The organism is Bacillus sp. NH11B (genome assembly GCF_001884205.1).
GTDB classification, from domain to species: Bacteria; Bacillota; Bacilli; order Bacillales; family Bacillaceae_G; genus Bacillus_A; species Bacillus_A proteolyticus.
Window position 1 is genome coordinate 178,937 of the sequence record NZ_MAOG01000107.1, and the last position, 25,340, is coordinate 204,276.

25 protein-coding genes and 1 other annotated feature are annotated in these 25,340 nt (G+C 37.7%); all 25 genes read right to left on the bottom strand.

Features of this window, described 5'->3' with window-relative positions; all coding sequences use genetic code 11:
- Positions 1-35 precede the first annotated feature (35 nt).
- Positions 36-668 (bottom strand): orotate phosphoribosyltransferase, encoded by a 633-nt coding sequence (pyrE, locus tag BAU27_RS17205; protein ID WP_000711455.1) that lies wholly within the window; start codon positions 666-668, stop codon positions 36-38.
- Entirely contained in the window at positions 665-1,381 is a 717-nt protein-coding gene (pyrF, locus tag BAU27_RS17210; protein ID WP_000083488.1) for an orotidine-5'-phosphate decarboxylase, read from the bottom strand. Before pyrF ends, pyrE begins: the two co-directional genes overlap by 4 nt.
- A complete protein-coding gene (gene pyrD / locus BAU27_RS17215) occupies positions 1,366-2,295 on the bottom strand; it encodes a dihydroorotate oxidase B catalytic subunit (RefSeq protein ID WP_001081053.1) in 930 nt (309 codons plus the stop codon). Before pyrD ends, pyrF begins: the two co-directional genes overlap by 16 nt.
- Positions 2,292-3,071, bottom strand: a complete 780-nt coding sequence (gene pyrK / locus BAU27_RS17220; protein WP_071746825.1) for a dihydroorotate oxidase B electron transfer subunit — start codon at positions 3,069-3,071, stop codon at positions 2,292-2,294. Before pyrK ends, pyrD begins: the two co-directional genes overlap by 4 nt.
- Positions 3,068-6,286 (bottom strand): carbamoyl-phosphate synthase large subunit, encoded by a 3,219-nt coding sequence (gene carB, locus BAU27_RS17225; RefSeq protein WP_071746826.1) that lies wholly within the window; start codon positions 6,284-6,286, stop codon positions 3,068-3,070. The genes pyrK and carB overlap by 4 nt, the downstream gene beginning before the upstream one ends.
- Positions 6,271-7,368: a carbamoyl phosphate synthase small subunit gene (locus BAU27_RS17230; protein WP_071746827.1), complete on the bottom strand. Its 1,098-nt coding sequence runs from the start codon at positions 7,366-7,368 to the stop codon at positions 6,271-6,273. The genes carB and BAU27_RS17230 overlap by 16 nt, the downstream gene beginning before the upstream one ends.
- Positions 7,365-8,651 carry a dihydroorotase gene (pyrC, locus tag BAU27_RS17235; RefSeq protein WP_071746828.1) on the bottom strand — a complete coding sequence of 429 codons (1,287 nt, stop codon included), beginning with the start codon at positions 8,649-8,651 and terminating at the stop codon, positions 7,365-7,367. The genes BAU27_RS17230 and pyrC overlap by 4 nt, the downstream gene beginning before the upstream one ends.
- Positions 8,635-9,549, bottom strand: a complete 915-nt coding sequence (gene pyrB / locus BAU27_RS17240) for an aspartate carbamoyltransferase (RefSeq protein ID WP_071746829.1) — start codon at positions 9,547-9,549, stop codon at positions 8,635-8,637. Before pyrB ends, pyrC begins: the two co-directional genes overlap by 17 nt.
- A 147-nt stretch (positions 9,550-9,696) precedes the next feature.
- Entirely contained in the window at positions 9,697-10,980 is a 1,284-nt protein-coding gene (uraA, locus tag BAU27_RS17245; protein ID WP_071771515.1) for a uracil permease, read from the bottom strand.
- A gap of 146 nt (positions 10,981-11,126) precedes the next feature.
- Positions 11,127-11,669, bottom strand: a complete 543-nt coding sequence (gene pyrR, locus BAU27_RS17250; RefSeq protein WP_071771516.1) for a bifunctional pyrimidine operon transcriptional regulator/uracil phosphoribosyltransferase — start codon at positions 11,667-11,669, stop codon at positions 11,127-11,129.
- Between the two features lie 203 nt (positions 11,670-11,872).
- Positions 11,873-12,781 carry an RluA family pseudouridine synthase gene (locus BAU27_RS17255; RefSeq protein ID WP_071746831.1) on the bottom strand — a complete coding sequence of 303 codons (909 nt, stop codon included), beginning with the start codon at positions 12,779-12,781 and terminating at the stop codon, positions 11,873-11,875.
- Positions 12,782-12,785: 4 nt separating this feature from the next.
- Entirely contained in the window at positions 12,786-13,244 is a 459-nt protein-coding gene (gene lspA / locus BAU27_RS17260) for a lipoprotein signal peptidase LspA (RefSeq protein WP_000642178.1), read from the bottom strand.
- 124 nt (positions 13,245-13,368) lie between these two features.
- Positions 13,369-13,698 carry a TraR/DksA C4-type zinc finger protein gene (locus BAU27_RS17265; RefSeq protein ID WP_071746832.1) on the bottom strand — a complete coding sequence of 110 codons (330 nt, stop codon included), beginning with the start codon at positions 13,696-13,698 and terminating at the stop codon, positions 13,369-13,371.
- Between the two features lie 166 nt (positions 13,699-13,864).
- Entirely contained in the window at positions 13,865-16,630 is a 2,766-nt protein-coding gene (ileS2, locus tag BAU27_RS17270; protein ID WP_071771517.1) for an isoleucine--tRNA ligase, read from the bottom strand.
- A 70-nt stretch (positions 16,631-16,700) separates the two neighbouring features.
- Positions 16,701-16,925 (bottom strand) — a binding site (T-box leader).
- Between the two features lie 51 nt (positions 16,926-16,976).
- Positions 16,977-17,483, bottom strand: coding sequence for a septum site-determining protein DivIVA (gene divIVA, locus BAU27_RS17275; protein ID WP_001131611.1), 507 nt, complete (start codon positions 17,481-17,483; stop codon positions 16,977-16,979).
- A gap of 90 nt (positions 17,484-17,573) precedes the next feature.
- Positions 17,574-18,341, bottom strand: coding sequence for a YlmH family RNA-binding protein (locus tag BAU27_RS17280; RefSeq protein WP_071746834.1), 768 nt, complete (start codon positions 18,339-18,341; stop codon positions 17,574-17,576).
- 15 nt (positions 18,342-18,356) lie between these two features.
- On the bottom strand, positions 18,357-18,620 hold the full coding sequence (locus BAU27_RS17285) for a YggT family protein (protein WP_071746835.1): 264 nt from the start codon (positions 18,618-18,620) through the stop codon (positions 18,357-18,359).
- A 6-nt stretch (positions 18,621-18,626) separates the two neighbouring features.
- The gene (locus tag BAU27_RS17290; RefSeq protein WP_071746836.1) at positions 18,627-19,097 is read right to left on the bottom strand and encodes a cell division protein SepF; all 471 of its coding nucleotides are present in this window, start codon (positions 19,095-19,097) and stop codon (positions 18,627-18,629) included.
- Between the two features lie 19 nt (positions 19,098-19,116).
- A complete protein-coding gene (locus tag BAU27_RS17295; protein WP_071746837.1) occupies positions 19,117-19,791 on the bottom strand; it encodes a YggS family pyridoxal phosphate-dependent enzyme in 675 nt (224 codons plus the stop codon).
- 5 nt (positions 19,792-19,796) lie between these two features.
- Positions 19,797-20,606 carry a peptidoglycan editing factor PgeF gene (gene pgeF, locus BAU27_RS17300; protein ID WP_071771518.1) on the bottom strand — a complete coding sequence of 270 codons (810 nt, stop codon included), beginning with the start codon at positions 20,604-20,606 and terminating at the stop codon, positions 19,797-19,799.
- Between the two features lie 116 nt (positions 20,607-20,722).
- Positions 20,723-21,001: a YlmC/YmxH family sporulation protein gene (locus BAU27_RS17305; protein ID WP_000619396.1), complete on the bottom strand. Its 279-nt coding sequence runs from the start codon at positions 20,999-21,001 to the stop codon at positions 20,723-20,725.
- A gap of 257 nt (positions 21,002-21,258) precedes the next feature.
- The gene (sigG, locus tag BAU27_RS17310; protein WP_000197755.1) at positions 21,259-22,038 is read right to left on the bottom strand and encodes an RNA polymerase sporulation sigma factor SigG; all 780 of its coding nucleotides are present in this window, start codon (positions 22,036-22,038) and stop codon (positions 21,259-21,261) included.
- 157 nt (positions 22,039-22,195) lie between these two features.
- Entirely contained in the window at positions 22,196-22,915 is a 720-nt protein-coding gene (gene sigE, locus BAU27_RS17315; protein ID WP_000976947.1) for an RNA polymerase sporulation sigma factor SigE, read from the bottom strand.
- A 20-nt stretch (positions 22,916-22,935) separates the two neighbouring features.
- The gene (gene spoIIGA / locus BAU27_RS17320) at positions 22,936-23,853 is read right to left on the bottom strand and encodes a sigma-E processing peptidase SpoIIGA (RefSeq protein ID WP_071746839.1); all 918 of its coding nucleotides are present in this window, start codon (positions 23,851-23,853) and stop codon (positions 22,936-22,938) included.
- A gap of 303 nt (positions 23,854-24,156) precedes the next feature.
- Positions 24,157-25,311, bottom strand: a complete 1,155-nt coding sequence (gene ftsZ / locus BAU27_RS17325; protein WP_071746840.1) for a cell division protein FtsZ — start codon at positions 25,309-25,311, stop codon at positions 24,157-24,159.
- Positions 25,312-25,340: the final 29 nt, after the last annotated feature.

Consider the following 25,340-nt stretch of genomic DNA (forward strand, 5'->3'; position numbering starts at 1 on the left):
ACGACTGCGTTCCCCCGCAGTCGTCTTTTTTCATGTTACGCTGTGACCCAAGCCTCGTCAGCTGGATTTTTACGCCACTCTTGTAATTTTTTCGTTTCAGCTTGTCCGATCATACCTTTTTCTGCTGCAACTTCAGTTAATGCACTGTAATCACTTAAAGAATATGAAGCTACGTTAGCTGCTTCTAATTTTTCTTTTCCTGACTCTAGCTCGTATGTGAAGATTGATACGATTCCTAATACTTCACAGCCAGCTTCGCGAAGTGCTTCTACACATGTAATTGCACTACCGCCAGTTGAAATTAAGTCTTCTACTACTACTACTTTTTGACCTTTTTCAGCTTTTCCTTCGATTTGGTTCCCTTTTCCGTGACCTTTTGCTTTACTACGTACGTAGCACATTGGTAAATCCATACGATCGCTTACCCATGCAGCGTGCGCAATACCAGCAGTTGCTGTTCCTGCAATAACTTCTACAGTTGGGAAGTGCTCTTTAATTAACTCTTCTAATCCAGCTGCAATCGCTTGGCGTACTTTTGGATAAGATAAAGTTAAACGATTATCACAATAAATTGGTGATTTCATACCAGAAGACCAAGTAAATGGATCATTCGGTTGTAAAAATACTGCTCCAATTTCTAATAAATGCGATGCGATTTCTTTTTTCATACTGTTACACCTTCCCACTGTTGTTTTACTGTTTTATACGCTTCAAGCGGATTTTCTGCTTTTGTAATACTACGTCCAACTACAATGTAGCTTGAACCAAGTTCCCTCGCACGTTTCGGTGTTGCTACGCGCACTTGGTCATTCACATCATCGCTTGCAAGACGAATCCCCGGTGTTACTGTTACAAATTCATTTCCGCATACTTCACGTAATTTTGGAACTTCAAGTGTTGAACAAACAACTCCATCAAGCCCACTTTCTTTCGTTAATTTTGCATAATGAGCAACCGCTTCTTCTAACGTTTTCTCAATGCCAATCTCTTTTTTCATCATAGCTTCCGAAGTGCTTGTTAGTTGTGTAACTGCAATACAAATCGGTCTCTCTTTTCCTTCTTGCTTACCTTCCTCTAACCCCTCAATCGCAGCTTTCATCATACTGCTTCCCCCAGCAGCATGAACATTTACCATATCAACATCTAGACTAGCTAGGCTACGCATAGCGCTTTTTACTGTATTCGGAATATCATGAAGTTTTAAATCTAGGAAGATCTTATGCCCTTTTTCTTTTAAGTACGTAATAATCGCAGGGCCTTCTTTGTAAAATAACTCCATACCAACTTTGACAAATAACTCTTCCCCTTCAAAGTGGTGTAAGAATTGTTCTACATCTTGTTTCCCTGGAAAATCTAGTGCAACAATTAACGACTGTGACATGTTTGCTTCCAGCTCCTTCCTTGACACTCCGAAATGTGATCAAATCCTAATTCATCTAGTAACGCTGGTAACTCTTCAATAATTGTCGGACATACGAACGGATCTATGAAGTTCGCTGTGCCAACTGCAACCGCGCTTGCGCCAGCATAGAAGAATTCAATTACATCTTCCGCTGTTTCAATACCACCCATTCCGATAATCGGAATGTTAACCGCTTGACTTACTTCATGTACCATACGAATTGCTACTGGCTTAATTGCTGGCCCTGATAGTCCGCCTGTACGGTTTGCTAAAATTGGTTTTGCAGTTTTTAAATCTAGACGCATACCAAGCAATGTATTAATCATCGTTAAACCGTCCGCACCTGCATTTTCAATTGCTTTTGCAATCTCCACAATGTTTGCCACGTTCGGTGACAATTTCACATATACCGGTACTTCAGAAACCTCTTTTACTCGCTTCGTTAAATCAGCAGCAATTTCAGGATTCGTACCAAAAGCGATACCACCCGTTTTTACGTTTGGACAAGAAATATTTAATTCTAGCGCATGAACATTAGGTGCCTTTGAAATTTCCTTCGCAACTGCTACATAATCCTCAGCTTGTGAGCCAGCAACATTTGCAATAATCGGAAGATCAAATTGCTCGAGAAAAGGTAATTCAGAATTCATTACCTTTTCTAATCCAGGATTTTGAAGCCCGATTGCATTTAGCATTCCGCCTGGTGTTTCAGCAACACGAGGCGTTGGATTTCCATATCGTGGTTGTTCTGTTGTCGCTTTAATCATAATTGATCCAAGTACACTTAAATCATAGAACTGTGCATACTCACGACCAAATCCGAAGCAACCAGATGCTGGGATGATTGGATTTTTTAATGATAACCCTGGTAATTCAACTTGCAATCTGTTCATAGTACAACCTCCCCGATTGGAAATACTGGTCCGTCGCTACACACCTTCTTGTAAGAATGTCCACTCGGATCTGCTTGCAGATGGCATACACATGCGAAACATGCTCCAATGCCACAGCCCATACGCTCTTCTAATGAAATGTAGGCTTTTCTCTCTTTATAGCGTCCTTCTAATGCACGAAGCATCGCTAAAGGTCCACATGAGTATAGAATGTCAAAGTCAATTCCATAGCTATCAATTACATCTGTTACAAAGCCTTCTGTACCATGCGTACCATCAACTGTTGCAACATACGTATCACCAAGCTCTGCGAATTTCTCTTCATAGAAGACAACATCTTTCGTTTGGAAACCTAAGATGTGAATAACGCGTACTCCCTTTGCTACAAGACGCTGTGACAATTCATATAGTGGTGGTACACCAATTCCCCCTCCAACTAATAGAGCCGTTTGTCCAGCTTCCGCTTCTTCTACAGGAAAACCATGTCCTAGTGGTCCTAATACATCTACAAGTTCGCCTTGTTTTCTTTTTGCTAATGTTTTTGTTCCTTGTCCTTCCGCACGATATAGCATTGTAAATTCGTTCTTCTCTTGATCTACATTACAAATACTAATTGGGCGGCGCAGAAGGGGCGCAATGCCCTCTGCTACCTTAATGTGTACAAACTGCCCTGGTTCGTTCATTTGCTGTACTAAAGTTCCTTGAAGCACTAATTCGTAAATGTTTTTTGCGATTTCTTTTTGGTTAACGACAATCATATTTTGCTTTTGCATCATGCATGTACCACCTCGTGACGCTTCGTTTGCGTAATTTCTTTCATTGAATGAGCTGAGAATGTCATAGATTCTAATACTCGTAAGATTGCTCTCGTTGTATCAAGTGATGTTAAGCAAGCCACACCATTTTCTACTGATTCACGGCGAATGCGGAAACCATCACGCGCTGGTTGTTTTCCTTTTGTTAATGTATTGATTACAAACTGTGCTTTTCCTTGACGGATAATATCTAGTAAGTTGTAGTCTTCAGAATCAATTTTGTTTACAACTTGTACTGGAATGTTTTGCTCTGCTAATGTTTGTGCTGTTCCAGCTGTCGCTAATAAGTTATAACCGATTTCGTGGAAACGTTTTGCAATTTCCATCGCCTCTTCTTTATCTTTATCCGCTACAGTGATGATTACTGATCCGTGCGTTGGGATGTTAATTCCAGAAGCAACTAACCCTTTGTATAAGGCTTTTTCAAGTGTTAAGTCTTTCCCCATTACTTCCCCTGTTGACTTCATTTCAGGTCCTAATGTTGTATCAACTGAGCGTAATTTCGCAAATGAGAATACCGGTGCTTTCACATACACTTCTTTCTCTTCTGGGTGATAGCCAGTTCCATATCCTTGTTCTACAAGGTTTTGCCCTAAAATAACTTTCGTTGCGACATTCGCCATCGGTACGCCTGTAATTTTACTTAAGAATGGTACCGTACGGCTCGCACGTGGGTTTACTTCAATTACATACACTTGATCTTCGAATACTACAAACTGGATATTTAGTAATCCAATAATGTTTAATCCTTTTCCAAGTGCAATTGTATGTTCAATAATTTGTTCTTTCAGTTTTGCAGATAAGCTCTGTGGTGGATATACTCCGATTGAGTCACCAGAGTGAACTCCAGCGCGTTCAATATGTTCCATAATACCTGGAATGAATACATTCTCACCGTCTGAAATTGCATCTACTTCAATTTCTTTACCAACCATGTAACGGTCGATTAATACTGGGTGATCTGCGTGAACTTTAACGGCATTTTTCATGTAGTGCAGCAGTTCTTCTTGACGATATACGATTTCCATTGCACGTCCACCTAGTACGTAAGACGGTCTTACTAATACTGGGTAACCAATCTTGTCAGCGATTGCTACTGCTTGCTCTACAGTCGTTGCTGTTTTACCAACTGGTTGCGGGATACCAAGCTGTGTTAGAGCTGATTCAAACTTATCACGATCTTCTGCACGGTCTAAATCTTCAAGTGATGTTCCTAAGATTTTCACACCGTGTGCTTCTAATTTAGCAGCTAAGTTAATTGCTGTTTGGCCACCGAATTGGACGATAACACCTTCTGGCTTTTCTAAATCAATAATGTGCATTACATCTTCGATTGTTAATGGCTCAAAGTATAATTTGTCAGAAATACTGAAGTCTGTTGAAACTGTTTCTGGGTTGTTATTAACAATGATTGCCTCATATCCAGCTTCTTTTATTGCCCATACAGAGTGAACTGTTGCATAGTCAAACTCAACCCCTTGACCAATACGGATTGGACCAGACCCTAGTACAACTACACTCTTACGATCTGTTAAAATCGATTCATTCTCGTCACCATATGTGCTGTAGTAATATGGTGTTGCAGATTCAAACTCTGCCGCACAAGTATCTACCATTTTATAAACAGGAGTCATTTTGCTTTCTTTACGTATATCGTAAATTTCACGCTCTGTTTTATTCCAAGCATTGGCGATGTAATGGTCGCTGAAGCCCATTTCTTTCGCAGATTGTAATACTTCCATATTTCCTACATTTTCTTTTACTTCGCGTTCCATATTTACGATATTTTCAACTTTTTGTAAGAAGAAGAAGTCCATTTCACACCATGAGTTAATTTCTTCTTTCGTTACACCTTGACGGATTGCTTCTGCTACAACGAACAGACGCTCATCATCAGCTTTTATAATACGTTTTTTCATTGTTTCTTTATCAAGCTCTTTTAAGTGGTCTAACTCTAAGTGATAGATACCAAGCTCTAAAGAACGAACTGCCTTTAATAAGGATTGTTCTAAGTTACGTCCGATTGACATAACTTCACCAGTTGCCTTCATTTGTGTACCAAGCGTTCTGTTCGCTGATTCAAACTTATCAAATGGCCAACGTGGAATTTTTGAAACGACGTAGTCTAATGCTGGCTCGAAGCAAGCGTATGTTTTTTGTGTTACTGGATTTATAATTTCATCTAATGTTAAACCGACTGCAATTTTCGCCGCTAACTTCGCAATTGGATATCCAGTTGCTTTAGATGCTAGTGCAGATGAACGACTTACACGTGGGTTTACCTCGATTACATAGTATTGGAAGCTATGTGGATCAAGTGCAAGCTGAACGTTACATCCACCTTCAATTCCTAATGCGCGAATAATTCGTAATGAAGTGTTTCGTAACATTTGATACTCACGGTCACTTAATGTTTGGCTTGGCGCTATAACGATTGAATCACCTGTGTGTACCCCTACTGGGTCAATATTTTCCATGTTACATACTACAATCGCGTTATCATTTGAATCACGCATTACTTCATATTCAATTTCCTTACAACCAGCAATACTCTTTTCTAATAAACATTGTGTTACTGGACTATGTTTTAATCCACCTGATACGATTTCAATTAGTTCTTCTTCATTACTACAGATTCCGCCGCCTGTTCCCCCCATTGTAAATGCTGGGCGAACAATAACTGGATAACCAATTTCTTTTACAAATTCATGTGCTTCTTCCAGCGTATGAATAATCGTACTAGATGGAATTGGTTCATTTAATTCCTGCATTAATGTACGGAATAAATCACGATCCTCCGCTTGCTCGATTGCTGATAATTTTGTTCCTAAAATTTCAACTCCGCACTCTTCAAGTATGCCTGATTTCGCAAGTTCAACAGCCATATTCAATCCTGTTTGACCACCTAATGTTGGTAAGATTGCATCTGGACGTTCTTTACGAATAATACGGCTTACGAATTCTAATGTTAATGGCTCAATGTATACTTTATCTGCTGTTGCAGTATCTGTCATAATTGTTGCTGGGTTCGAGTTAACAAGGATTACTTTGTAACCTTCTTCTCTAAGAGATTGACAAGCTTGTGTACCAGAGTAATCAAACTCTGCTGCTTGCCCAATTACAATTGGTCCTGATCCGATTACTAAAATTGTGTTAATGTCTAGGCGTTTTGGCATAACTCTTCCCCTTCTTTCTTGAAGTTTTCAATCATTGCTAAGAAATCTTCGAATAAATCATTTGCATCTTCTGGTCCTGCTGAAGCTTCTGGATGGTATTGTACTGTAAATGCCGGGAACTTCGTATGACGAAGACCTTCTACTGTTCCATCATTTAAAGCAACATGTGTAATTTCAAGTTCTGTATTTTTAACTGATTCTTCTTCTACTGCATAACCATGGTTTTGAGATGTAATTGCTACTTTTCCAGTTGCAAGATTTTTCACTGGATGATTTAAACCACGGTGACCGAATTTCAACTTACTTGTATTTGCACCAGATGCTAGAGCGAACAATTGATGTCCTAAGCAAATTCCGAATAAAGGAACTTTACCGATAATATCTTTTAACATTTCAATTGCTTCTGGTACATCTTTTGGATCTCCAGGTCCATTACTTAACATAATTCCATCTGGGCTAAGGCGTAAAATCTCTTCTGCTGTTGTATTGTAAGGTACTACAATTACATCACAGTCACGCTTATTTAATTCTCGTAAAATACCATGTTTCATTCCGAAGTCTACAAGTACAACACGATGACCACGACCTGGACTTGGATATGGATCTTTTGTTGATACACGTTTTACATGATCTGTAAAGACAGTTGCTTTCAATTGGCTAACGATGTCCTCTACATCCACATCCATATTGCAAAGACGTCCGCGTAATGTACCGTATTGACGAATTTTTCTCGTTAATTTTCTCGTATCAATTCCTGCTAATCCTGGGATGTTTCTTCCTTTTAAGTAATCATTTAACGAAATTTCATTACGGAAGTTTGATGGGTGATCACAAATTTCGTTTACGATTAAACCATTTACAGATGGGTGAATTGATTCAAAATCGTCACGGTTAATGCCGTAGTTTCCGATTAATGGGTACGTAAATGTTACAATTTGACCGCAATATGATGGATCAGATAATGTTTCTTGATATCCAGTCATTCCTGTTGTAAATACAACCTCACCTGACTTTTCGATTTCTCCTCCGAAACCTTTTCCAATTAATACTGTTCCATCTTCTAAGATAAGTTGTCTTTTCATACTAATGCACTCTCCTTTTGCCATGCGATCTTACCACCAACGATTGTCATTACCGGCCATCCTTGGCATTTCCAACCTGCGAATGGTGTATTTTTTCCTTTTGATAAGAATGTTGTTGGATCAATTTCTTCTTCTTGTTCTAAATCAATGATTGTAATGTCAGCTGCTCTACCTTCTTTCAGGCGACCTGCTTCTAAACCGAATGTATCAGCTGGCTTTTCTGTTAAGTATTGAATTAACTGCTCAAGTGTGATAATTCCTTTTTTCACAAGGTTTGTGTATAGAAGCGGGAATGCTGTTTCAAAACCAGTAATTCCGAATGGTGCTCTTTCAATTCCTTGTGCTTTCTCTTCCGCTGTATGCGGGGCATGATCAGTTGCGATCATATCGATCGTTCCATCTAATAGCCCTTCAACTAACGCTGCGTGGTCTTCTTTTCCACGAAGCGGTGGGTTCATTTTAAAGTTAGGATCAGCTGACGGGATATCATCTTCACATAACACTAAGTGATGCGGTGTTACTTCTGCTGTTACTTTAATTCCAGCGCGTTTCGCATCACGGATTACACGTACAGATCCTTTTGTACTTACGTGACATACGTGATAGTGACAATCTGCCGCTTCAGCAAGCAGTATATCCCTTGCAATATGTACAGATTCACATACTGATGGGATACCGTTTAGTCCGTGTTTCTCAGAAAACTTCCCTTCATGTACACAACCTTTATTAATAAGTGTATTCTCTTCACAGTGTGCAACTACTGCCATATTCAATTTCGCTGCACGCTTCATAGCAGCTAACATCATGCTCGCATCTTGTACGCCTACACCATCATCAGTGAAAGCAAATGCTCCAAGTTCTTTTAATGTTTCGAAATCTGTCATTTCAGAACCTGCTTGGCGTACTGTAATTGCTCCGTATGGTAGTACGTTGACATGTGCTTTTTCTTTAATACGTTTTTGCAGGTCTTCCATATGTTCTCTGCAATCTGGTACTGGACGTGTATTTGGCATTGCACAAATTGTAGTGAATCCACCTTTTGCTGCTGCTAATGTTCCCGTTTCAATTGTTTCTTTATGTTCACCACCTGGTTCACGAAGATGAACGTGTACATCTACTAATCCAGGTGCGATTAACTTTCCATTTACGTCGATTACTTCAGCATTATCTGCCGTAATATTTTCTGCTACTTTCGCAATTTTACCGTCTTGTACGAGAAGATCTGTTGCTACGATGTTTCCTTCTTCATTCATATAACGACCATTTTTAAACAAATAATTCATGTTTCATTCCTCCTAATACATTTGGTAAGGCGCGTTTTAGTACAGCCATTCTTACGTAAACTCCATTTTCCATTTGTTTGAATATGCGCGAACGCTCACACTCAACAAGTTCACTTGCAATTTCAACATCACGGTTGAAAGGAGCTGGATGCATAATAATGCTTCCTTCTTTCATACGTTTTTCTCTTTCAACTGTTAATCCATGTTGCTTGTGATACTCTTTCATGATGTCTGTTTCATAATGATCATGACGCTCATGTTGTACACGTAGTAACATCATCACATCCACTTCTGGAACAAGTTCATCTAATGCTTTGTATGTTCCAAATGTGTTATTTTCATCTTTCCATTCTTCTGGACTTGCAAAGTAAATTGTCGCGCCCATTTTTGTTAAAGCCTCTGCATTAGAACGTGCTACTCGGCTATGACGAACATCTCCTACTATTGCAATCTTTAAACCTTCAAATCTTCCAAACTCTTGTTTAATTGTTAGAAGGTCCAGCAGACATTGCGTTGGATGATTTCCGCATCCATCACCTGCGTTTAAGATCGGGATGTTTACCTGATCTTTTAATTCATCGAAATAACGATCTTGCTCATGGCGGATGACTACCGCTTTTGTTCCGATTGATTCTAGTGTTTTTATCGTATCGTATAAAGTTTCTCCTTTTTGTACGCTAGATGAATCTGCTGAAAAGTTTAATACGTCAAGACCTAATCTCTTCTCAGCTACTTCGAAGCTAAATCTCGTTCTCGTACTATTCTCAAAGAACAAGTTTGCAACAAATGTTTGCTCTGTCGTTTTTCTCTCTTTTCCATTCGCAAAATCTTCTGCGTCTTTTAGGATTTCTGAAATTTCTAGTTCCGATAATTCACTCATCGTTAACAAATGGCTCATCGTCATCCCTCATCTTTCTGATTTTATGTTATCACTTTTGTATTTATATAACAATATCTGCATAAAAATACCCTAGTCGTGTGAGACTAGGGTGCAAGGAAGAAGCCCCCCTTCTCTGTCTCACAGGACTGAATTAAAAGGTTGTTTTTATGAAGCAATCTGCTTAGATTGTTTTACTTGTTTTGTTTCTGGTAGTAGTAGATTTAACAGTACACCTATAATTGCTGCTAGTGCCATTCCTTCTACTTGGAATGATTCACCTACGTGTAGTACCGCCCCACCAATACCGATTACTAGTATAACTGATGCAATCATTAAGTTTCGTTTGTCGCTTAAGTCTGTTTTATCATCTACCATCATGCGCAAACCGCTTGATGCGATTACACCGAATAGTAAGATTGATACACCACCCATAACCGGTGTTGGAATCGAATGAATCAGTGCTGAAATCTTCCCGATAAATCCAAACATGATTGCGAACACTGCTGAACCGATGAATAAGTATACACTGTATGCTCTCGTAATTGCTAGCACACCTATGTTTTCACCGTACGTTGTATTCGGTGGTCCACCTATTAGTGATGCGATCAATGTTGCTATCCCATCACCGAATATTGAACGGTGTAAGCCTGGTTTTTCAATCAAATCTCTTTTAATAACATTTCCTAGTACAATTTGATGTCCGATATGTTCTGAAATTGTTACTAGTGCAACTGGTACCATTAAAAGTACAATCTTCCACGAGAACTCCGGAGTGTATGTTACAAACGGTACTGTGAAATTTGGTACAACAAACCATTTTGCCTCAGCTACCGGCTTTAAGTCTACTAGCCCTTGGAAGTAAGCGAAGATATATCCGCCGATGATGCCAAGCAGTACTGGTATGATGCTGAAAAATCCTCTTCCGAATATAGAGCAGATAATTGTAATTGCTAATGTTACTAATGCTACTAAAAAGTGTGTAAAGCTATACTTGCCATCTGCACCGTTCATCGCCATATTAACTGCTGTATGTGCTAAAGCTAGACCGATTACCATTACTACCGGACCAACTACGATCGGCGGAAGTAATTTCATAATCCACTCTGATCCAGATTTCTTAATTCCGATTGAGATTAAGATGTATACAAGTCCTGCTAGCATTCCACCAAGCATTGCTGCTCCAGGTCCACCTGCTGTTTTTGCTGTAATAATTGGTGCAATAAAGGCGAATGATGATCCTAAATATGCTGGTACTTGACCTTTCGTTATAAGAAGAAACGCTAGCGTTCCTAATCCACTTGATATTAAAGCTACTGATGGATTCAGTCCTGTTAAAAACGGAACAAGCACTGTTGATCCAAACATCGCGAACAAATGTTGTATACTTAATAATAACCATTTTCCCGGTTTCGGTACTTCATGAATGTCTAACACTGGCTTTTGTTCCATTGTTACATCCTCCTTCAGTTATAATCTTTGCAATAAAAAAACTCTTTGTGCCTGTGCACAAAGAGTCCTATACTTTCGTATGCCAAATTTGACATATGAAAGCCAAGACCCTTTGGCAGCCTCACAGGACTACATTTAAAAGGGCTTTACTTATCGTATATGCTTACTCGATCTTGTTGATCTGTCTCTTGCAAATCAACTTCGATACGCTCTTCACTAGATGTTGGAATGTTCTTTCCTACATAATCAGCGCGAATTGGTAATTCACGATGACCTCTATCAACAAGAACAGCCAATTGGATTTGTGATGGTCTACCTAAATCCATAAGAGCATCCATTGCTGCTCGAACTGTTCTTCCTGTATATAACACATCATCCACAAGGATAACTTTTTTCTTCGTAATATCTACAGGGATATCAGAACCTTTTACAAGTGGTTCTTCATTTTTCGATTGTAGTGTTAGATCATCACGGTATAACGTAATATCTAACTCTCCAACTTCCATTTTTTTTCCTTCAATTTGACCAATTCGTTCTGCCAAACGTTGTGCAATAAAAATTCCACGAGTTTTAATTCCGACAAGAACACAATTATCGACACCTTTATTTCGTTCCACGATTTCATGACTAATTCGTGTTAAAGCGCGGCGAATCATTTGGTCATCTAAAACGACAGCTTTCTCTTGCATGCTCTACACCTCCAAGCTTTTTTCTTGCGTGAGAGTAATGGTATAAAAAAAGTCCTCTCAACGTGTGCGAGAGGACTTTTGAAAAAAGGGTACAACATACCCTAAGTATTTCAAACCGTTACCTTCTCAACCTCACGGGGCTGTGTTAAAGGATCATTATTTAACTGTTGTCAGTATCTCAGTTTTCTTACGATTTGTCAATACTATTTCCGTAAAATATTTAGTGCTTCTTCAAACACTTCTGGAATCGGTGCTTCAAACTCAATATATTCACCAGTACGAGGGTGATCGAAACCTAAAATTCCTGCATGAAGTGCTTGCCCATTCAGATCTAATGTTTTCTTCGGACCATACTTTGGATCCCCTGCAAGTGGATAACCAATATATTTCATATGAACACGAATTTGGTGCGTACGTCCCGTTTCTAAGCGACATTCTACAAGTGTAAAGTCTTTAAAGCGTTCTAACACTTGGAAGTGCGTAACAGCATTCTTACCATTTTCATCAACTGTCATACTTTGACGCTCTTTCTTATCACGACCAATTGGCGCATCAATTGTTCCTTTATCATGTGGAATTACACCGTGTACAATCGCTTTGTAGCGTCTTGTTACTGTTTTTGCTACAAGTTGATTTACAAGTGATTCGTGCGCCATATCATTTTTAGCAACCATTAATAGTCCAGATGTATCTTTATCAATACGATGCACGATACCAGGACGCATTACACCGTTAATACCTGATAGGTCTGTACAATGATGCATAAGTCCGTTTACAAGCGTACCGCTTGTGTGTCCTGGTGCCGGATGCACAACCATACCACGTGGCTTATTTACAACGAGTACATCTGCATCTTCATAATAAATTTCTAAATTCATATCTTCCGGTTGAATATCTAACTCTTCTGGGTCAGGAATTGTTACTGTAATTTCATCATTTCCTTTTACTTTATAATTCCCTTTAACTGATTTCCCATTTACTGTCACAACGGCATCTTTAATCCATTGCTGTACTTGTGAACGTGACCATTCACTGTTTATTTCTGCAACGAATTTATCAATTCGCTCGCTTTTTTGTTCTTCTGCAACTGTTACTTGTACTACTTCACTCATTCAATTACTCCTTCGTTTTCTTTCCTTCTAATACTGTTTGAATAATAATTAATACAACACCAATACACAATGCTGAGTCAGCTATATTGAATACTGGATAGTTGTACGAGAAAATATACACGTGAATGAAATCCACTACTTCTTGTCTAAATACACGATCAATAAAATTGCCAATTGCTCCGCCTAAAATTAGACCTAATGAAATACCTAGAAGTTTGTCCGTTTTTGCATATTTTTTCATATAAAATACGATAAATGCTACGAAAACGACTGTAATAATGTAGAAGAACCACATTTTATTTTCTAAAATACCCCAGGCAGCTCCTCTATTTCGATGTGATGTTATGTATAATACATTATCGATAATCGGAATGCTCGTACCCAATTCCATGTTCTTTACAATTAGCCACTTCGATATTTGATCGATGGCAATGACAAATAACGCTATTACATAATATATCATTTTCATTTCCCCCACAAAGACAGTGTACCTCAAAATTTTAGCATAGCTGCTACCTTTTCACAATGAACCTTTATAGAAGAATAAAATAAATTAAAAAAAGGTAACATAATATCGTTGTGCGTATTCATACATTTACCTTTTCATAGAAAAATTCATGAATCGTACGAGCAGTCGGCATTGTTTTCATTTGTTTTGTAGGAATCGCTCTCCCAGTTTCTTCACAAATACCGTACATATCTATTTCCATTTTAAACAATGCACGTTCTACATCTTTTAAATCTTCTTTTATATCATGTAATAGCAATTTTTTCTTTATCTCTTCCTTTATTTCATATCCAAGCTCCCCGCTAAACTCTGTATCATATTTGTGCATGACTTCTTTAGCTAGTCTCTCTTGCAACTCTTTTCTCATCAATTGCAATTCTTCTTTTATTTCCATATATATTTCATTCACGTGTACATTCCTCCCAGCTGCAATGTACGATTAGTGTGTCCGAAATTCTCACGCTTACCTCACACACATTTTTCCTTCATAGGAAAGAGAGTAAAAATTATTTCAATATATCATCAACGAAAAAAAACAAAAAAACTGACTGCACTTACTCGCAGTCAGTTTTTTATTATTTTACATAGTTTTCTTTAACAACTGTTGCACAACGCTCACACAATGTTTCATGTTCTGCATCTTTACCAATTGTTTCTGAAACAACCCAACAACGTTCACACGTCTCACCTGTCGCCTGTGCTACAACTACAGCTGTATGCTCATACTTTGGTGCTTCTGTTGGCGCTTCTTCAATTGTACCACCAAGTTTATACTCAGAGACGATGAATAATTGCTTTAAGTCTTCGCTAATAGACTCTAACATAGCCTTCATTTCTGCAGTCGTATATAGCGTAATGCTCGCATTTAATGACTTACCAATTACTTTCTCATTACGAGCTACTTCTAAAGCTTTTAATACGTCATCACGTAATGTCATAAATGCATCCCATTTTGCTCTTAATGCTTCTGAACCCTCTACTTCTGCAGCTTCTGGCATATTAGTTAACTGTACGCTTTCTTCTTCTGCACCAGGAACATATGGCCATACTTCATCAGCTGTATGAGGTAAGATTGGCGTTACAAGTTTCGTTAATGCAACAAGAACATTATATAATACAGTTTGAATTGCACGACGATCCGCGTGATCTGCACCTTCAATGTATAAAATGTCTTTTGCAAAGTCTAAGTAGAATGAACTTAGATCAATTGTACAGAAGTTGTGAATTGCATGATATACAGCAGCAAAGTCATATGTTTCATATGCATCTTTTACTTTTGTAATTAAATCATTTAACTTCACTAACATGTAACGATCTACTTCACGAAGTTCAGCTACCGCTACTGTATTTTCACTTGGATTAAAGTCATCTAAGTTTCCTAATAAGAAACGGAATGTGTTACGGATTTTACGATACACTTCTGCTACTTGTTTTAAAATATCATCTGAGATACGTACATCAGATTGATAGTCAACAGAAGATACCCATAAGCGTAAAATGTCTCCGCCTAATTGATCCATAATTTTCTTCGGTACGACGATGTTTCCAATCGACTTACTCATTTTACGTCCTTCACCATCTAGTACGAAACCATGGCTTAGTACGCCTTTATATGGAGCTTTACCAGTTACAGCAACTGCTGTTGATAATGAAGAGTTAAACCAACCACGATACTGGTCAGATCCTTCTAAATATAAATCGGCTGGACGTTGTAAGTCTTCGCGCTCTTCTAATACCGCTTGGTGAGAAGAACCTGAATCGAACCATACATCCATGATGTCTGTTTCTTTACGGAATTCACCATTTGGGCTACCTGGATGTGTAAATCCTTCTGGTAATAAATCTTTCGCTTCACGCTCGAACCATACGTTAGAACCGTGTTCACGGAATAAATCTGCTACATGGTTAATTGTTTCATCCGTAATAATTGGGTCACCATTCTCTGCATAGAATACAGGAATTGGCACACCCCATGCACGCTGACGAGAAATACACCAGTCACCACGGTCACGAACCATATTATGAAGACGAGTTTCTCCCCATGCTGGTACCCATTTTGTTTCCGCAACAGCTTCTAATAACTCTTTACGGAATGCTTCAATAGATGCAAACCACTGTGCCGTCGCACGGAAAATAATTGGTTTTTTCGTTCTCCAATCATGTGGGTATGAATGCGTAATGAATGTTAGTTTCAGTAACGCGCCTACTTCTTCTAATTTTTCTGTAATTGGCTTGTTAGCTTTATCATAGAATAAGCCTTCAAATCCAGGTGCTTCATTTGTTAATACACCTTTATCATCAACTGGGCAAAGTACTTCTAATCCATACTTTTTACCAACAACGAAGTCATCTTCCCCGTGTCCTGGTGCTGTATGAACACAACCTGTACCTGCATCTGTTGTTACGTGATCTCCTAGCATAACTAATGAATCACGATCGTAGAATGGGTGTTTTGCAACTGTATACTCAAGTTCGCTACCTTTTACCGTTTTCACAACTTCAGCATTTTCCCACTCTAACGTTTTCGCAACTGTCTCAAATAATTCAGAAGCGATAATATATTTCTCGTCATTTGCTTTTACAATGCTATATTCAAGCTCTGGATGAACAGAAATACCTAAGTTTGCAGGTAATGTCCAAGGAGTTGTTGTCCAAATGATAAATTTCTCATCACCTTCTAATACGTTCTTTCCGTCTTTTACAGGGAACGCTACATAAATAGATGCTGATTTTTTATCTTGGTATTCAATTTCAGCTTCTGCTAAAGCAGACTCACTTGTTGGAGACCAGTAAACTGGTTTTTGCCCTTTATAGATGTAACCTTTTTTCGCCATATCACCAAACACTTTAATTTGTTGTGCTTCATAAGCTGGCTCTAAAGTAATATATGGATTATCCCAATCTGCACGTACACCTAGACGCTTAAATTGTTCACGTTGACGTTCTACTTGTTCATATGCATACTCTGCACATAACTTACGGAACTCAGCAACTGTCATTTCTTTACGTTTTACACCTTTATTCGTTAATGCTTGTTCGATTGGTAAACCGTGCGTATCCCAACCCGGAACATATGGTGCACTGAAACCAGTCATTGACTTATAGCGAACAATAAAGTCTTTTAACACTTTATTTAATGCATGTCCCATATGAATGTCACCATTCGCATATGGAGGTCCATCATGCAATACAAATAAAGGACGGCCTTTTGTATGTTCTTGTACTTTTTCATAAATATTCATTTCAGCCCATTTTTCTTGCATTGCAGGCTCACGTTTTGGTAAATTCCCACGCATTGGGAACTCTGTTTTTGGCATTAGTAATGTATTTTTGTACTCCATGCTCAATTCCTCCTTACATGTATAAAAGAAAGACCTAAAAAACGGAATAAAAAAGAGACTTTCTCATCCCAAAAGGGACGAGAAAGTCTCCCGCGGTACCACCCTAGTAGATCCTATACATATGTATAAAATCCTCTTTATATTCTTAACGCGAATATACGCCTACGCTTACTTCATTTGTTCAGCGCGGAACTCCAGGGTGATATTCCCATTATCTCCTTATCCTGAGCTTACACCGTCCTCAGTTCGCTATATAAGGTATGAAAAAGGTACTTATCCCTATCTTCGTTTTTCTTAATAAATATGTTGTTTAAAATTATATGTAATAATGAGAAAAACGTCAAGCTTACACTGTTTCTTCTTTTTTCAACAGCTCATCTACTTCGTCTTCTAACTCAATTAACTTATCCCAATCATCGTTGTTTAACATTTCAAGCTGTGTTTCTAATAGCATACGGAAACGAGTTCGGAATACTTTTGCTTGTTTTTTTAATTCTTCAATATCAAATGCAACTTTTCTTGATTTTACTAACGCTTCGTTAATGATACGATCCGCATTCTTTTCAGCTTCACGTACAATTAATTTCGCTTCTTTTTGCGCATTACGTTTTACTTCTTCCGCTGCTTCTTGTGCAACAACGATAGATTTGTTTAGCGTATCTTCAATATTAGAAAAATGATCTAACTTTCCTTCTAATTGCGCAACCTTTTCTTCTAAAGCTTTTTTCTCACGAATGACTAATTCATAATCTTTGATGATTTGATCAAGAAACTCATTTACTTGATCTTCATCATAGCCACGGAATCCGCGACCAAATTCTTTGTTATGAATATCTAATGGTGTTAACGGCACAACGCCACCTCCAAGTAGTTATCTAAATTTCCTCTTTTAATTATATCTTTTCTTCGACAAAATAGGAGGATTTCCTGCTAAAAAAACCAATCATTTTAGTATACCATACAAAATTCTCCATTTGTCGCGCTTCGTTCTACCTTCTACAGAAAATATTTTACTTCTTCCGTATCCTCTAACCGAGAATACATCCCCTGGAAAACATTCATACGCAGTTTGCTCTACTGTTTTCCAATTGACTTTTACTAAGCCGCCTTTTATAAGAGGCTGTACTTTCTGCCTGGATATATGTAGCATTTCAGCTAACAAAACATCTAGACGAAGTGACGAAACTGTTCCAGATTTTTCTCCCCACTTTTCACCTACACGCAAAATTTGTTCTGCTTGTACAGGCGCGAGAGATACTTTCACTTTCCCTATTGATTGTAAGTTCATTTCAATATACGATGCAACTTCTTTTGCAACTGCGATTTGGGCACGATTTTCTTGAAGCAAAATATCACCACATTTTTCTCTTGTTAAACCAAGTGACATAAATGCACCTAATATTTGCCTGTGTTCTAGCGTGTAAAATTTGGAAGGATAGTCAATTTCTAATACTTCTATTTGAAATTCCTCTTCATTTAATTCTAGATAGTCTGGATAAATTAGTGCTCTTTTTCGTTCAGATTCAGGCATCGCACCATCAAAGCGTACAGCAACCTCTCCTTGCCCTATTACCATAGAGACAATTTGTTGCTGTCTTGGATCAAGAAAATCTGTTAACTTGACTTGATGGTACTCAGCCGCCTGTTTCCACTCTAATACTTTATCCACAAAGACCTCTTCATCAGGTCTAAAATGCTCGTAGATGCTCATGCAAGTAACCTCTTATTATAAGAAATAGCGGAATAAACTTACTAAACCATTTGTAGCAAGCTTTAACGCAAGAATCGCAACGATTGGAGAGATGTCAATCATACCAAGTGGCGGAATAAACCTGCGAAATGGTTCTAAATATGGTTCACAAATACGTGCAAGGAACTCTCCAAAAGTTGATTCCTTTGCACCAGGAAACCATGATAGGAGAATGTAAATAATAAGTGCCCACGAGTAAATCTCGATAGCATAAAGTAAAACTGTTAAAACTGTTGCCATGGCGTATTACCACCTCTTTATATTTGTTTCTTCTTCTTCACCGAACAACTCTGAAATTGCACCAACAATATCTACATTTTCAGGTGTACACATAAATGTTTTCGGTCCTATTTTTTGAATATCCCCGCCTATAGCGTATACAGTACCACTTAAAAAGTCAACGATACGCACCGCTTGATCTGTAGACATTCTTTGCAAATTAATTACAACAGCTCGTCTACCTTTTAAGTGATCCGCAATCCCTTGTGCTTCCGAATATGTGCGCGGTTCTAGTAAAACAACTTTTGAAGATTGCTTCGCCGTTTCAATGCTCACAACATTTTGTTTCGGTTGCACTTTTGCAAACGGAACATCCTGTTTTTCTGGGGGATCTTGTTGCTTTTTCATGTCTGTTTGCTCCTTTTCATAACTATATTGAGCTGCTTCTTTTTCTTCTGGTGTGTCAAAAAAGAAGTATTTTACTTTTGACCAACTCATAATAATATTCTCCTTCCTTTTACGCTTTCCCTACTAAAATCGTGCCCAAACGAATATATGTAGCCCCTTCTTCAATTGCAATCGTGTAATCATTGGACATTCCCATTGATAATTCTTCACATGGCGCATGTAACAACTCTAGCTCTTGCACCTCTGCTTGTAACATACGTAATTCCTTAAAGCAGCGACGAATATCTTCCTCTTCAGCTGTAAAAGGCGCCATTGTCATTAGTCCAACCACTTCAATTTTATCAAATTCTTGCAAACTTTGAATAAATGGAATTGCTTCTTCTATCGCTAATCCTTGCTTTGATTCTTCTGATGATGTTTTCACTTGAATAAAGCATTTAATTTTCTTTTCAGCGCGTTTTTGAATTTCTTTTGCAAGCGAAAGGCGATCTAATGAATGTAAATAATCAATCTCGTTAATGATTTCTTTTACTTTCCTCGTTTGCAATGAGCCAATAAAATGCCAATTCACTTTTGAACCGAAATGCTCGTATTTTTGTAAGAAACCTTCATTTCTATTTTCACCTAAATCAATAATTCCCGCTTCAATTACTTCGTTTGTTTTTTCAATCCCTACAGTTTTTGTAACTGCAACGAGCTTAATATCTTTCATCGAACGTCCAGCTCGTGCACAAGATTCTTTAATTGCTTCGTTTACAGCTGCTAAATTCCCTTGCACTGTCACTTGCTTCACTCCTCCTTAAAACCTATGAAACTCAACATTCTCCCCGTCTTACCTTGATCACGACGATGAGAGAAAAATAATTGTTCTTCACAGCTTGTACAAAGAGATGACATTACAATATGTTCTTCTTTTATACCTGCTTGTACACATAATATACGATTAACTTCTTTTAAATTAATTGCGTACTGACCATCAGAAATTACTTTATAAGGAACAGATCCGTTTACTACTTGCTGCGCTGCTGTTAATACACGATCATCAACAACATAACAACACGATCCGATTGCCGGCCCAATTGCGACATGAATTTCATCACTTGAAACACCTTCTGCATTCCACTTTTGAATCATTTCTTTCGCAATCTCTGTTACAGTCCCTTTCCACCCAGCATGCGCAAGTCCTATCATATCATGTGATGGTGCATAAAAATAGAGCGGAACACAATCAGCGTAACAAGATGTTAAGAGAACATCTTTGTTCGTCGTATAAATGCCATCCGTTTTTGGGATACCGTCTTCATATGAATAAACGCCTTTCCCTTTTTCTTGCAATCCTACTTTTTCAACATGATGGTCATGAATTTGTTCAGAGCAAATCCATTTTTCTAATGGTTTTTGTAACTTATTCGCTAAAATGCTTCTATTTTCATGAACATTCTCCACGATATCATTCACATGTAATCCTAAATTCATCGCATGAAAGGAGCCTGTACTTACTCCACCATCTTTTGTCGTAAATCCAACAGTAATGTTTCCAAGTTCTTTCCACGCTTGTAAATACAGTATACCGTCCACATATTTAAATGGTTCTCTCATAAAGGGCTCCTTTTAATTAAAATAACATAAAAAAGCATGGTACTTCCTGTCTATTTTACCATACTTTTATTTTTTCATAATGACAACTGAAAAAAAAGAGGAATTTGTAATATTCTTTAAGAAATTGTCGGTGTTTGTATTGATTCTGTTACAGAATTAATATTATCCACTCTCACAAGTATGACATCTTCCCCAATTTTCATAATTTTCTCCCAAGGGATTACAAATTCTACTTCCTTTCCAAATAGTCCAAGCATTCGTGTCTGCTTTGAAATAATTACTGCCCTAATCTTTCCTGTGTCTATATCAAAATCAATATCTCCAATATTTCCAAGCCTTTTTCCATCTGAAATATTCACAACATCCTTCATTTGAAACTCCGAAATTCGTATCATATTCATCCTCTCCCTTATATCATGAATTGTAAGTACGCTCTCAAATAAAGTGCAACCTTAATCAGTGGAGCTTTTGTTCCTCGCTACTAACTATTCCCCCATGCTAATCGGACTTTTACGGACAGTTGATGCGAGATAAATAGTATTTAACTGCTACTAATAGAGCATCCATTTTATTTTCATTATATGAACCGACCTACTTTACTATGAGCGCAAAATATCATATAAAAAAGGCCTCACCATAACTGGTGAGGGCCTTATCCTTGAATCGTCTTATTCATTTGCTTAATAGCAGACTTCTCCAAACGTGATACTTGCGCCTGAGAAATCCCAATTTCTTCGGCAACTTCCATCTGTGTCTTCCCTTGGAAGAAACGTTTTCGAATAATCATTTTCTCACGATCATTTAAACGCTTCATCCCCTCTTTCAACGCTAGTTCTTCAACCCACTGCTCGTCCTTTTGTTTTTCATCACTTAACTGATCCATAACAAAAATAGGATCTCCCCCATCATTATAAATCGGTTCAAATAGTGAAACTGGGTCTTGAATAGCATCTAACGCAAAAACAATTTCTTCATGCGTCACTTCAAGAACTTTGGCAATATCCATTGCTGTCGGTTCTTTCGAGTTTTCAGCAATCAATTTCTCTCTTACTTGCAATGCTTTATACGCAATATCTCGTAACGAGCGAGATACGCGAATTGGATTGTTATCACGCAAATATCTGCGTATTTCCCCAATAATCATCGGCACAGCATACGTTGAAAATTTTACATTTTGGCCTAAATCAAAATTATCAATGGATTTCATAAGTCCAATGCAGCCAACTTGAAATAAATCATCAACATATTCTCCTCTGTTATTAAATCTTTGGATGACGCTCAGTACAAGACGTAAGTTTCCATTCACTAATTTCTCTCTTGCGCTTATCTCTCCACTTTGCATTTCACGAAATAATTTACGCATCTCTTCATTTTTTAGTACTGGAAGTTTAGCTGTATCAACACCGCAAATTTCTACTTTGTTTCTCGTCAAAGTGTTCCCTCCTATCGGGAGTTGCTGTACAGTGTAAAGTATTTCCTTTGAAGGGGATTTTATGCATGTGGTTTTCTCTTCATTTTTCATTTTAGTTACCTCTTCTACTACAACTAAACAGAGTAAGACCAGCCTACATAAAGGCTGGTCTTACTCTTTACACCATTTTATTAAATTCTTTTCGTAACCTTTTTATGATTCTTTTTTCTAAACGCGAAATGTATGACTGTGAAATCCCAAGCATATCCGCCACATCTTTTTGCGTTTTTTCCTCTTCTCCAGCAAGCCCAAATCGAAGCTCCATAATTTGTTTTTCCCGATCATTTAATTGGTGCAATGCTTTCATTAGAAGGTGACGGTCTACAGTAGCCTCTAAATCTTTTGTAATAATATCATCATCTGTACCTAATACATCTGATAACAACAGTTCATTCCCATCCCAATCAATATTAAGCGGTTCATCAAAAGAAACTTCTGACCGATTTTTATTATTTCGGCGCAAATGCATTAAAATTTCATTTTCTATACAACGAGATGCATAAGTTGCTAATTTTATTTTCTTTTCTGGATTAAATGTATTGACTGCTTTAATAAGGCCGATTGTTCCTATGCTAATCAAATCTTCAATATTTATCCCTGTATTTTCAAACTTCCTTGCTATATATACAACGAGCCGTAAGTTACGTTCAATAAGCAATGACCTCGCAGCTTGATCTCCCTTTGGCAATTTATTCAAAAGAACTTCCTCTTCTTCTTTCGTTAATGGTGGTGGCAACGCTTCACTTCCACCAATGTAATAAATTTCATCGGTCTTAATTCCTAATTTCAGCAATACTTTATACCAAAGGTATACTAAATAAAATTTTAATTTCATCATATTATCCCGCCCTCTCATAATTAAGCAATTACCATCTTTTGTGAAATCAACATTTTTGGATGCACAATACATTGGTACTCTCCGTTAGTAGATAATTGTTGTGTATTTAAACCAATTAATACTTTGTTCACAACAATAGAACTTCCTTCATGATCAACTTGCACACTGTCTGGCTTAATTGCCCATAAAAATTGATTATCGACTCCAACTGCTCGGAAAGGAATTAAGCGTAATTTTGTCGCCCATCCAGAATCATTTTCTGGTATTTGAGGAATTTCTGTTTTGGAATAAATTTGTTCTGTTAACCAAACTGGTAAACAATACTCTAATAATGAAATATGCATAATCATAACTGGTGTTTTTGTTAATGGATCATAAAGCTGATTCCCACTATCAATTAAGCCGGCTAGTTCTAGTTCCTCTTCCCCTACTCGAATCTTCACTTTTACAATTTGATCATAGTGTATTTTCGTAACCTCTACGCTTTCAATACGCTTTTTAGAAAAATAATAAATTACTGGAAAACCAAAAATAACAAACAACCAACTAATTGGATCACCGTAAGAAATTGATTGAGATTGAACCAATCCATTTACCATTTCATTCGTTTGCAAAAAGAAATGAGTTCCAATTAATCCTCCACCAACCATAAAAGTTACAAAATAAAAAGTAAAAACAGTTTGTGCATAATTTCTAAATGTTGAAAACCCAAATGCTGTATACACAATAAGTAACGAGTACAACAGTTTCATAATTGGATGTGTCATCATAGAAGCAAAAGGAGTAAAGGCGAAAATAACAATAGTTGAACCTATAAATGCTCCTAACACAAGCCTCCATCTTTTGATTCTCTTTTTTAACACGGTGGCTGTTAATAAAAGTAAAAGAAAATCAATGCAGGCGTTTAACAACCAAACAATGTCGGCGTAAACAACCAAACAATTCACCTCTTTTTTTAAGTTGAGACTAGTATAATGCATATCCAATAGGAAAGTGTGTCAATTGGTGGAGGGGTTTTTTTGTTATTTTGTGATTTCTAGACATAATCTGTCGGTAAAAAATAAAAGTGTATTTTTCATAGAATAATATGAATTTCTTACTTATATACATAATAATTGAATTATATGTAAGCAAATTTACATCCTCTTTCTCACAACTTCATCTACAAATAAAAAAAAGACCTGCTAAGCAGATCTTTTTCATTCCAATAACAAAAAAGGAGCATGAAAGCTCCTTTTCTTTTATCGTCTACGACGGTTACGTAAGAATGCTGGAATATCGATGTCATCTGAATCTGTATGACGATCATGCACAACCGGCTCTTCACGTTTCATTTCACGCTTAACTTCACGTTGTTTTGAAGGTTGAGCTACTGGCTGTTGTTGCTGTTGCGTGTGATTCACAGTCGGACGGATAATTGGTTTTGGTGGCTGCGTCGAAGCACTATCATCAAAACCAGTTGCAATTACAGTGACAACAATATCATCTTTTAATCCTTCATTAATAACAGAACCGAAGATCATATTTACTTCTGGATCCGAAGCTGAAGCTACAATGTCTGCTGCTTCTTGTACTTCGTATAAGCTTAAGTTCGCACCGCCCGTAATGTTCATAATAACACCTTGAGCTCCATCAATAGATGTTTCTAGTAATGGACTAGAAATAGCTTTTTTCGCAGCTTCAGCAGCACGATTTTCACCATTACCAGAACCAATACCCATTAAAGCAGAACCTCTATTAGACATAATTGTCTTTACGTCTGCAAAGTCTAAGTTAATTAAACCTGGTGTTGCAATTAAATCAGAAATACCTTGAACACCTTGGCGTAATACGTTATCAGCTTCACGGAATGCTTCTAACATCGGCGTATTTTTATCAACAATCTCTAATAAGCGATCGTTTGGAATTACAATAAGTGTATCTACATTTTCTTTAAATGCCGCAATACCAGATGCAGCTTGCGTCGCACGCTTACGTCCTTCAAATGTAAATGGACGTGTTACAACACCAACTGTTAACGCACCTAATTCTTTTGCAACTTGAGCAACAACTGGAGCTGCACCAGTTCCAGTTCCGCCACCCATACCAGCAGTTACGAATACCATGTCTGCACCACGAAGTGCTTCTTGGATCTGTTCTTTACTTTCTTCTGCCGCTTTTTTCCCTACTTCAGGGTTTGCGCCTGCACCAAGTCCGCGCGTTAATTTTCCACCAATTTGCATTTTTGTTTCAGCTTTTGATAGATTTAATGCTTGTGCATCAGTATTCACAGCGATAAAGTCTACACCTTGTACACCGTGTTCAATCATACGGTTTACAGCATTGTTTCCGCCGCCGCCGACACCGATAACTTTTATATTCGCTAATTGATCTTGAGTAGTATCAAACTCTAACATGTCGAAATCCCCCTAGAACCTCATTTTTC